Origin of the sequence: Streptomyces sp. T39 (assembly GCF_008042045.1) — a bacterium.
In the GTDB taxonomy this organism is placed as follows: domain Bacteria; phylum Actinomycetota; class Actinomycetes; order Streptomycetales; family Streptomycetaceae; genus Streptomyces.
In genome coordinates, this window is sequence record NZ_RDBP01000012.1 from 2,709,176 (window position 1) to 2,720,030 (window position 10,855).

Genomic DNA, 10,855 nt, shown 5'->3' on the forward strand with positions numbered 1-10,855 from the left:
GCCGGTTCCTCGGTGGTGTGCGGTGTGGCTCAGCCGTGCTCAGCCGGTGTGACGCCGGCTCAGAAGGTGAGCTTCCAGCTGTTGATGTAGCCCGTGTCGTAGCGGGCCACGTCCTGCACCCGCAGCTTCCAGGCGCCGTTGGCCACCTCGCCGGAGGCGTTCACGGTGTACTGCGCCTGGACGTTGTCCGCCGAGTCCGAACTGCTGGAGTTCTTCAGGCGGAAGGCGGTGCCGTCCGGGGCGACCAGGTCGATCACCAGGTCACCGCGCCAGGTGTGGACGATGTCCACGTCGACCTTCAGCGTGGCCGGGGCGTTGCCGGTGCGGCCGGTCACGTTGACCGTGGAGGTCACCGCGGCGCCGGCGTCCGGGATGGCGACATCGGCGGCGTTCTCGAAGACCGTGCCCGGGTCGGGGTTGCCGCCGCCGGGGCGGGCGCCGACGTTGATGCCGGCCCATGCGTCGGTCACCGACTTGACCTCGGCGCTGCTCGCGCCGTACAGCTCGGTCGCCACGGCGAGGGTGCCGGTGCGGGCGGCCGCGTAGTTGGTGGTCGAGTTGAACTTGGTGGTCAGCGCCTTGTACCAGATCAGCGCGGCCTTCTCGCGGCCGATGCCGGTGACCGGCAGACCGTCGGAGGTGGGCGAGTCGTAGTTCACGCCGTTGACCGTCTTCGCGCCGCTGCCCTCGGAGAGCAGGTAGAACCAGTGGTTCGCCGGTCCCGAGGAGTAGTGGACGTCGATGCTGCCGATGCCGGAGTACCAGTAGTCCTTCGACGAGCCGTCCTTGCTCGGCTTGTCCATGTACCGCAGCGGCGTGCCGTTGCCCCGGATGTCGATCTTCTCGCCGACCAGGTAGTCGCCCACGTCCGAGCTGTTGTTGGCGTGGAACTCGACGGCCGCGGCGAAGATGTCGCTGGTCGCCTCGTTCAGGCCGCCGGACTCGCCGCTGTAGACCAGGCCCGCGGTGTTGGAGGTGACGCCGTGCGTCATCTCGTGCGCGGCGACGTCGATCGACGTCAGCGGCTTGGCGTTGCCCGAGCCGTCGCCGTACGTCATGCAGAAGCAGCTGTCCTGCCAGAACGCGTTGACGTAGTTGTTGCCGTAGTGGACACGGGAGTAGGCGCCGACGCCGTCGCCCCGGATGCCCGAACGGCCGTGCACGTTCTTGTAGTAGTCCCACGTCAGCGCGGCGCCGTAGTGGGCGTCCGCGCCGGCCGTCTCCGCGTTGCCCGGGGTGCCGTCGCCCCAGACGTCGTCGGAGCCCGAGAACAGCGTGCCGGTGCCCGACGTGCCCCGGTTGAGGTTGTTCGTCCTGTGGTTGCCGCGGGTGGTGTCCGTGAGGGTGTAGGACGGGGCCGTGCCCAGGGTGACCGTGCCGCTGTACTGGGTGTTGCCGGTGCCGTTGTGGACGGCCTGCCACTCGAAGAGCTTCTCGCCGGTGGCCGCGTCGGTGACCACGTGCAGCTCGTTCGGGGTGCCGTCGTGCTGGAGGCCGCCGACCACCGTCTCGTAGGCGAGCGTGGGGCTGCCCGTGCCCATCCAGACCACCTTGCGCGGGGCGCGCTCGGCCTTCGTCGCCTTGGAGCCCTCCGCCTTCGCGGCGCCGAGCGCCTGCTTCTCGGCGGTGGCGGCCGCCACGCCGGCGGTGGTGGCGATGCCCTTGAGCTGGGCGCGGTTGGCCTTGGTGACCGCCTCGGTGGTGCCGCCCGCGGACTCGGCGACCACCAGGTCGCCGCCGAGGACCGGCAGGCCGGCATAGGTGCGCTCGTAGCGGGTGTGCGTGGTGCCGTCGCGGTCCTGCGTGACGTCGCGCACGACGAGCTTCTCCTGGGCGCCCAGGCCCAGTTCCTTCGCGGTGGCGGCCGTGGTGGCGGTCGCCTCGCGGATCAGCTCGGCACGCTGAGCCGGGGTGAGGCTCTTGGGCAGGGCGCCCGGGTCGGCCGCGGTCGCCTGTGCGGCCGGGGCGGCCGCGGGGGCCGCGGCGGAGGTGCCGGTCTGGAAGCCGACGGCTATCAGTGCGGCCGACGCGATGAGGGCTCCGGTCGCGGTGGCGCGACGGCGATGCGTGGGTCTCACGCGGACTCCTTCTGCGAGGGGGGTACCGGTCGGCTGGGTCGGGCCGGCCGGGCGTGCAGTGGGGCATGCGGAGCGTGGAACACGGTGCGGCACGGTGGATCTGGAGCGGTGGAGCACCGTTGCGTGGAACGGGGGAAGAGTGGCAGCCGTGAACGGTTCCTGTCAGGAGCGCGACAAGAAGTTGGCCGGAAATCGTCCGGTGTCCGATGGCTGGTGTTCGTTAAGCGGACGTTTCGTCGCGTGTGCGGACGGTGTCTCCGGGATGTCGCCCCAGGCCGGGGACGAATGGGCCGCGGTGCCCCGCGGGGGCGTCTCGCCATGTGACAGGAGTGTGGAGCGTGGCGTCGCGGCCCGGGGGCGGACGCCCCCGGCGCTTGGCCGGATCCAGGCGCCCCCGGCGCACGCCCCGCCCGCCGGAGCGCGTACGTCCGCGCCCGGAGGACCCCGCGTGCCGCCCCCGGAGGAACACGCGTGCCGCCCCCGGAGGACCCCGCGTGCCGCGCCCGGCGAGGCGTGCCCACCGCGCCCGTCGGGGATGCCCGCACGCCACCTTCTGCCGGACGCCGAGCCCGCCCGCCGTCGGCGGAGCCGGTGCGTCCGCGTGCCCGTGGCACGCCCGCCGGGGCGTGTACGTCCGCACCCGCGGGATCACGCCCCCCCGCGCCTGGGCGGGTCCGCGCCGTCAGCCGTGCGGCGGCGGCGCGGACCCGACCCGTCAGCCGGCCAGGCTCTCCCGCCACGCACGGTGGAGGCCCGCGAAGCGGCCCTCGCCACCGATGAGTTCGTCCGGCGCGCCGTCCTCCACGATCCGTCCCGACTCCATCACCAGGACCCGGTCCGCGATCTCCACCGTCGAGAGCCGGTGCGCGATCACCACCGCCGTGCGGCCCCGCAGCACCGTGTCCATCGCGTGCTGCACGGCCCGCTCGCCCGGGATGTCCAGCGAGCTCGTCGCCTCGTCCAGGATCAGCACCGCCGGATCGGCGAGCAGCGCCCGCGCGAACGCCACCAGCTGGCGCTGGCCTGCCGAGATGCGCCCGCCCCGCTTGCGCACGTCCGTGTCGTATCCCTCGGGCAGCGAGGCGACGAAGTCGTGCGCGCCGATCGCCTTCGCCGCCTGCTCGATCTCCTCGCGGCTCGCCCCGGGGCGGCCGACGGCGATGTTCTCCGCGACCGTGCCGGAGAACAGGAACGCCTCCTGCGTCACCATCACCACCCCGCGGCGCAGTTCGGGCAGGGACAGGTCGCGCAGGTCCGTCCCGTCGAGCAGCACCCGCCCCTCGGTCGGGTCGTAGAACCGGGCGAGGAGTTTGGCCAGGGTGGACTTGCCCGCGCCCGTCGAACCGACGACGGCCACCGTCTGCCCGGCCGGGATCGTCAGGTCGAAGCGCGGCAGCACCTCGCCGCCCGTGCGGTAGCCGAAGCCGACACCCTCGAAGACCACCTCGCGGCCGGCCCCCGGGCCGCCCCGCGCGGGCAGCTCCCGCGGGTGGGCCGCCTCCGGGACGGACGGCACCTGGGCCAGCAGACCGGCGATCTTCTCCAGCGACGCCGCCGCCGACTGGTAGGAGTTGAGGAACATCCCCAGCCGGTCGATCGGGTCGTACAGGCGGCGCAGGTACAGCACCGCCGCCGCCAGCACACCGAGCGCCAGGGTGCCCGAGGCCACCCGGTACGCGCCCCAGAGCACCATCGCGGCGACCGCCGTGTTGGCGACCAGCCGTGAGCCCACCACATAGCGGGCCATCTCCAGCAGCGCGTCCCCGTTGCTTCGCTCATGGCGGTGGTTCAGCCCGGCGAACGCCTCGTCGTTGGCCCGCTCCCGGCGGAAGGCGCGCACCGGACGGATGCCGTTCATCGTCTCGGCGAACTTCACGATCACCGCGGCGATCGCCGACGAACGCGTCAGGAACACGGACTTCGCCCGCCGCTGGTAGAGCCGCACCAGCAGATAGAGCGGGACGAAGGACGCCACGGCCACGCCGCCGAGCCCCAGGTCGAGCCAGAGGAGCATCGCGGAGATGTACACGAACGACAGGACGACGCCGATCAGTTCCTGGAGACCCTCGCTCAGCAGCTCCCGCAGCGACTCCACGTCCGTGGTGGAGCGCGAGATCAGCCGGCCCGACGTGTACCGCTCGTGGAAGTCGACGCTGAGCGCCTGCGCGTGCCGGAAGATACGGCCCCGCAGGTCGAGGAGCACGTCCTGGTTGACCCGCGCCGAGGCGCGGATGAAGCCGTACTGGAGCACACCCGCCCCGATGGCGCAGACGGCGTAGCCGGCGCCCACCGCCACCAGCGGGCCGTGGTCGCCCGCCCGGACGGCGGGCACGCCCCGGTCGATGGCGTAGGCGACGAGCAGCGGGCCGGCCTGGACCGCCGCCTGCTGGAGCAGCAGGAGCACCGCGGCGAACGCGACCCGGGCACGGCGCGGTGCCAGCAGCGACCGCAGCAGCGCGCCCGTGGCGCCGGCCGGCGCGGGCAGGGCGTCCCGGTCGAACGGATCGCCGGTCCGCGGACCGGGCTCCGCCGGGGAGCCGGGACCTCCCGCACCCTCGTCCGGATCCGCGTCCTGTGCCCGCTCCTTCGCCGGTCCCCGTCCCGGAACCGTTGCCGGACCCGCCGTCACCGGATGCTCCCTTCCGCGCCCGCGGCGCTCTCCGCGGCACCGGCCGCGTCCGGTCCGTCCGGCGGACCGGCAGGCACCTTCCGCTCCTCGCCGCCAGACATCAGCCATGCGTACTCGGCGTTGGTGCGCAGCAGTTCGTGATGGGTGCCCACGGCCGCGATCCGTCCGCCGGACAGCAGCGCGACCCGGTCGGCGAGCATCACCGTCGACGGGCGGTGCGCCACGACCAGGGCGGTGGTGGCGGCGAGCACCTGGCGCAGTGCCGCCTCCACCAGCGCCTCGGTGTGCACGTCGAGCGCGGACAGCGGGTCGTCGAGGACCAGGAAGCGCGGCTGCCCGACGACCGCCCGGGCCAGCGCGAGACGCTGGCGCTGACCACCCGACAGGCTGAGGCCCTGCTCGCCGACCTGGGTGTCGGCCCCCTGCGGCAGTCCGTCCACGAATCCGGCCTGCGCGATGTCCAGCGAGCGCCGCAGATCCGCCTCGTCCGCCTCCCCGCCCGCGCCCATCAGGACGTTCTCGCCGACGCTCGCCGAGAACAGCGTCGGCTCCTCGAAGGCGACCGAGACCAGTTCCCGCAGCCGCTCGCGGGGCAGGCCGGTGATGTCCTCGCCGTCCAGCAGGATGCGCCCCGCGTCCACGTCGTACAGCCGGGGCACCAGTGCCGTCAGCGTCGTCTTGCCGCTGCCCGTGCCGCCGACGAGCGCCATCGTCTCGCCGGTGCGCACGTGCAGGTCGATCCGGCGGAGGACCGGCTCGCTGCCCTCGGGCGCGTCCGGGTAGCCGAACACGACCCCTTCGAAGCGCAGCCCGTCCGCCGTGGCCGCCGTCCGGTCCGCGCCCGGGGGCCGGTCGTGGGTCTCCTGTTCCGGTGCGGCGTCCATCACCTCGAAGTACCGGTCGGCGGCGGTCGCGGCCTCCTGGCTCATGGCGAGCAGGAAGCCGATCGAGTCGACCGGCCAGCGCAGCGCCAGGGCCGTCGACAGGAACGCCACCAGGGTGCCCGCGGACAGCTCGCCGTCGGCGACCTGCACGGTGCCGAGGACCAGGGCCGCACCGACCGCGAGCTCGGGGATCACCGTGATCAGCGCCCAGATCCCGCCCAGCAGACGGGCCTTGACCAGTTCGGTGCCGCGCAGCCGCTCCGCCAGCGAACGGAAGGCCGCGGCCTGGCTGCGGTGGCGTCCGAAGCCCTTGACCACCCGGATGCCCAGCACGCTCTCCTCGACCACGGTGGTCAGGTCGCCCACCTGGTCCTGCGCCCGCCGGGCGACCAGCGAGTACCGCGACTCGAAGAGGGAGCACGCCACGACCAGCGGCACGACCGGGGCGAGCAGCAGCAGTCCGAGCGTCCACTCCTGGAGGAGCAGGATGACGAAACCGGCCAGGATGGTGGTGCCGTTGACGAGCAGGAAGGTCAGCGGGAACGCCAGGAACATCCGCAGCAGCATCAGGTCCGTGGTGCCGCGTGACAGCAGCTGCCCCGAGGCCCACCGGTCGTGGAAGGCGACCGGCAGCCGCTGGAGATGGCGGAACAGGTCGGCGCGCATGGCCGCCTCCACCCCGGCGAGCGGGCGGGCGACGAGCCAGCGCCGGAAGCCGAAGAGGACCGCCTCGGTGATGCCGAGGAGCAGGAGCACCAGCGCCCCGAGCCACACCCCGCCGGGGTCGCCGTCCGCGACGGGACCGTCCACGATCCACTTGAGCACCAGCGGGATGACGAGGCTGAGGCACGAGGCCACTATCGCGACGAACGCCGCGCTGAGGAGCCGGGTGCGCACCGGCCGTACGTACGGCCACAGGCGCAGCAGCGAGCGCACGGCGGACCGGTCCTGGGTGTCGTTGTCGAAGGAGGGCATCAGGAGCGAGCCTACGGTTCGCCACTGACAGCCTCACGTGGTTTTCCGGCCGCCACGCCCGCCCCCCGCATCCCCGGCGCGGCCCAGGGGCCTCCGTGGGCCGCGGCCACGCGCCGCCGCGTCCCCGGCCCGGCCGGCCACGGGAGGTCGTACCCGGGCATCGTCCGATCGGACGATGCCCGGGCGATCGGACGATGCGCCGTCCAGCGCGATGGCCGATACCGGCGGCGTCGCCCCCGCGGGAGGCTTCCGGCATGGCGATTGTCGAAGTGAAGGACCTGCGCAAGGCATACGGCGGACGCGACGTCGTCGACGGGGTGAGCTTCACCGTCGAGGAGGGCGAGATCTTCGGGATCCTCGGCTCCAACGGGGCGGGCAAGACCACCACCGTCGAATGCGTCGAGGGGCTGCGCGTCCCCGACGCCGGCACGGTCACCGTCGCCGGGCTCGACCCGGTGCGCGACCACGACCGGCTCACGACGGTGCTCGGCGCGCAGCTCCAGCAGAGCGAGCTCCAGCCGAAGATCACCGTCCGCGAGGCGCTGGAGCAGTACACGACGTTCTACGAACATCCCGCCGACTGGCGTCCGCTGGCCGGGCGTCTCGGCCTTCAGGACAAGCTGACCACCCGCTTCGCGGCGCTCTCCGGGGGCCAGCGACAGCGCCTGTCCATCGCGCTCGCCCTGATCGGCAACCCCCGGGTGGTCGTCCTCGACGAGCTGACCACCGGACTGGACCCCCGGGCCCGCCGGGACACCTGGCAGCTCATCGAGGAGGTGCGCGACTCCGGGGTGACCGTCCTGCTGGTCACCCACTTCATGGAGGAGGCGCAGCGGCTCTGCGACCGCATCGCCGTCATCGACAAGGGCAGGGTGGCGGCCCTCGACACCCCCGCCGGGCTGGTGGCCCGCTCCACCGCGTCCACCGTCATCTCCTTCACCCCCTCCGCGCCCCTGGACCAGGACGAAATGGACCGGTTGCCGCAGGCGGTGTCGATCGAGCACCGGGCGGACCGGATCGTCATCAACGGCACCGACGAGACCGTCGACGCCGTCGTGTCGCTGCTCGCCCGGCACCGCATCACCGCCGCCCGGCTCCGGGTCGCCGACGCGTCGCTGGACGACGCCTTCCTCGACCTGACCGGATCCGCGGCACCGGCCGGCGGCGCGTCCGCCCCCGCACCCGAGGAGACCACCCGATGACCGGCACCGTCACCGTCACGGCCACCGCCACCCCCGCCCGTGTGCGCCGCGCCGCGGCCCTCGCCGTCCTGCGCACCGAGGCACGGCTGTTCTGCCGCGAGCCCGCCTCCATCTTCTGGATCCTCTTCTTCCCGACCGTGCTGCTGGCGATCCTCGGCCTGATCCCGTCCTTCCGCGAGCCTTCCGCGGACCTCGGCGGGCTGCGCGTCATCGACCTCTACGTCCCCGTCGTCGTCCTGCTCGCCACGATCATGGCGGGGCTCCAGGCGATGCCGCCGGTCCTCACCGGCTACCGCGAACGCGGCATCCTGCGCCGGATGCACACCACACCGGTCCGGCCGTCGGCACTGCTCACCGCCCAACTCGTGCTCCACGGAGCGGCGGTCGTCGCCTCCGCGGTCATCGCGCTCGCCGTCGGGCGGACCGCCTTCGACGTGGCGCTGCCGGGGCAGGCGGCCGGATACGTGCTCGCCCTGCTGGTGACGACCGCCGCCGCGCTCGCACTCGGTGCCACGGTCTGCGCCGTGTCGCCGAACCAGAAGATCGCCACCGCCGTCGGCTCCGCCGTCTTCTTCCCCAGCATGTTCACGGCCGGTGTCTGGGTGCCGGTGCAGGCCATGCCCGACACCCTGGAGACCGTCGTCGGCTTCACCCCGTTCGGCGCGGCCGCCCAGGCGCTCGACCGGGCCGCCGCGGGTGGCTGGCCCGCCTGGGGCGACCTGACGGTGACCGGTCTGTGGGCGGCCGTGCTCACGGCGGCCGCGATCCGCTGGTTCCGCTGGGAATGACGGGATGGAGGGAGCGGGCGCGGTGGACACTGTGCGCATGAGACTGTCGGACACGGTGCCCAGGGCACCCCATGCGCCACGTGCCCCACGGGGACGCGCGGCGGGCGGCCGGTGGGACCGCCTCCGGCGGACGGCGAAGCCGTCGCCGGACGCCGAACAGGCGGACATCCGGTGGGCGGGCTTCTTCGCCCACGGCCCCTACGCCCTGCTCGCGCTCGCCACCGTCGTCTCCGCCGCCAGCGCCCCGGTGTTCATGACGTCGGGCGAGATGTACGCGGCCGGCGGTCTGGTGCTGGTGGCCCTCGCGGTCGAGTGGCGATGGAGCGCGATACGCGCCGGCGTGCCCGAGCACGCCCCGGCCGCGCAGCTCCACTTCGCGCTGCGGACCCTCGTCGCCTTCGTGCTGACCTGGCTCAACCCGCTGTTCTCCATCTACGCGGTGATGGGCTACTTCGACGCGGCCGACCTGCTGCCGCGGCGCGGTGCCCGCGTCGGACTGCTGGCCACCGCCGTCACCATGGCGGGCTCCCAGTCCGGCGGCCTGCCGCCCGCGTCCGGGATGAACTGGATGCTCTTCGGAGTGCTGTACGTCCTCAACGGCTCCCTGTGCGTGGTCTTCACGAACATCGGTGTGCAGGAGGCCGAACGCGCCCGGCAGCGCCTCGCCACCATCAAGGAGCTGGAGGACACCAACGCCCGCCTGGAGCAGGCCATGGAGGAGAACGCGGGCCTGCACGCCCAACTGCTGCTCCAGGCACGGGAAGCGGGCATCTCCGACGAGCGGCGCAGGATCGCCGCGGAGATCCACGACACCATCGCCCAGGGCCTCACCGGCATCATCGCCCAGCTCCAGGTGGTGCAGTCGGCCGCCGAACCCGGCCTGGCCCGCCAGCATCTCGACCGCGCCGCCGACCTCGCCCGCCACAGTCTGGGCGAGGCCCGCCGCTCGGTGCACAACCTCACTCCCGCCGCACTGGAGCACGACACCCTGCCCGAGGCCCTGGAGCGCACCGTCGGCGCCTGGTCCGACGACCACGGCGTCCCGGCCCGTCTCACCGTCACCGGCACCGAGGAGCCGCTTCACGACGAGGTCGCCGCCACGCTGCTGCGCATCGCGGAGGAGGCCCTCGCCAACACCGCGCGGCACGCCGCCGCCACGCGGGTCGGCGTGACCCTGTCCTACATGGGCGACGAGGTCACCCTCGACATCCGCGACGACGGGCGCGGGTTCGACCCCCACGCCCTGCCGCCCCGTTCGCGCACCGGCGGCTTCGGCCTCGCCGGGATGCGCGCCCGCGCCGAACGCATCGCCGGCACCGCGGCCGTCGAGTCCGAACCCGGTCAGGGCACCGCCGTCTCCGCTCGCGTACCGTTGGTGCGCCATGGCTGAGTCGCACACCATCACCCTGATCGTCGTCGACGACCATCCCGTCGTCCGGGACGGCCTGCGCGGCATGTTCGAGTCCGCGCCCGGCTTCCGCGTCCTCGGAGAGGCCGCGGACGGCGTCACGGGCGTCGAACTCGCCGTCCGCCTCGACCCGGACGTCGTCCTCATGGACCTGCGGATGCCGGGCGGCGGGGGAGTGGCGGCCATCGCCGAACTCGCCCGCCGGGGCGCCCGTTCCCGGGTGCTGGTCCTCACCACCTACGACACCGACTCCGACACGCTGCCCGCCATCGAGGCGGGCGCCACCGGCTACCTCCTCAAGGACGCCCCGCGCGACGAGCTGTTCACCGCCGTGCGCGCGGCCGCCGAAGGACGGACCGTGCTCTCCCCGGCCGTCGCCTCCCGGCTGGTGTCCCGGGTGCGCACCCCGGTGGCACCGGGCGTCGAGCAGGTGTCGGCACGTGAGAAGGACGTACTGGAACTGGTCGCCAAGGGCACGTCGAACAAGGAGATCGCGGCGGAGCTGTTCATCAGCGAGGCGACCGTGAAGACCCACCTCACCCACATCTTCGCCAAACTCGGCGCGAAGGACCGCGCGGCGGCGGTGGCGACCGCGTACGACCGCGGCATCCTCGGCACCTCGTAGCCGACGGGGGCGTTCGGCCCACGGGGCGGGCTTCTTCCGCCTGTCGGCGGGGCGGAGRGCCGGCCCGTCCGGCGTGCGAGGACTCGTCCGCGGGCCGTGCCGCGATCGCCGGGGCGCGGGTGGTGTTCGGCGGGGCCGTGAACCGGGCCGTCCGCGTGTTCTGGGCTCATGGGGCCGGGTGCGTCAGCCTGTCGGGCGGCCGGCCGCTTTCCGCCTGTCCGGCGGGGCGGAGGGCCGGCCCGTCCGGCGTGCGAGGACTCGTCCGC

Annotated in this window: 7 protein-coding genes; 4 read left to right on the forward strand and 3 right to left on the reverse strand. The window is 73.5% G+C overall.

Features of this window, described 5'->3' with window-relative positions:
- Positions 1-59 precede the first annotated feature (59 nt).
- From EAO77_RS13370 to EAO77_RS13380, 3 genes are all read right to left on the reverse strand, one after another.
- Positions 60-2,078 (reverse strand): M4 family metallopeptidase, encoded by a 2,019-nt coding sequence (locus EAO77_RS13370; protein WP_147988215.1) that lies wholly within the window; start codon positions 2,076-2,078, stop codon positions 60-62.
- A gap of 715 nt (positions 2,079-2,793) precedes the next feature.
- Entirely contained in the window at positions 2,794-4,707 is a 1,914-nt protein-coding gene (locus tag EAO77_RS13375; RefSeq protein WP_147988216.1) for an ABC transporter ATP-binding protein, read from the reverse strand.
- Positions 4,704-6,566 carry an ABC transporter ATP-binding protein gene (locus EAO77_RS13380; RefSeq protein ID WP_147988217.1) on the reverse strand — a complete coding sequence of 621 codons (1,863 nt, stop codon included), beginning with the start codon at positions 6,564-6,566 and terminating at the stop codon, positions 4,704-4,706. Before EAO77_RS13380 ends, EAO77_RS13375 begins: the two co-directional genes overlap by 4 nt.
- Positions 6,567-6,820: 254 nt before the next feature.
- Here EAO77_RS13380 and EAO77_RS13385 point away from each other — a divergent pair, with 254 nt between their 5' ends.
- From EAO77_RS13385 to EAO77_RS13400, 4 genes are read left to right on the forward strand one after another with little or no spacing between them, the layout of a single operon-like run.
- Entirely contained in the window at positions 6,821-7,768 is a 948-nt protein-coding gene (locus tag EAO77_RS13385; protein WP_147988218.1) for an ABC transporter ATP-binding protein, read from the forward strand.
- Positions 7,765-8,556: an ABC transporter permease gene (locus tag EAO77_RS13390; RefSeq protein WP_147988219.1), complete on the forward strand. Its 792-nt coding sequence runs from the start codon at positions 7,765-7,767 to the stop codon at positions 8,554-8,556. Before EAO77_RS13385 ends, EAO77_RS13390 begins: the two co-directional genes overlap by 4 nt.
- A gap of 37 nt (positions 8,557-8,593) precedes the next feature.
- On the forward strand, positions 8,594-9,946 hold the full coding sequence (locus EAO77_RS13395) for a sensor histidine kinase (RefSeq protein ID WP_147988220.1): 1,353 nt from the start codon (positions 8,594-8,596) through the stop codon (positions 9,944-9,946).
- The gene (locus EAO77_RS13400) at positions 9,939-10,589 is read left to right on the forward strand and encodes a response regulator (RefSeq protein WP_147988221.1); all 651 of its coding nucleotides are present in this window, start codon (positions 9,939-9,941) and stop codon (positions 10,587-10,589) included. Before EAO77_RS13395 ends, EAO77_RS13400 begins: the two co-directional genes overlap by 8 nt.
- Positions 10,590-10,855 lie beyond the last annotated feature (266 nt).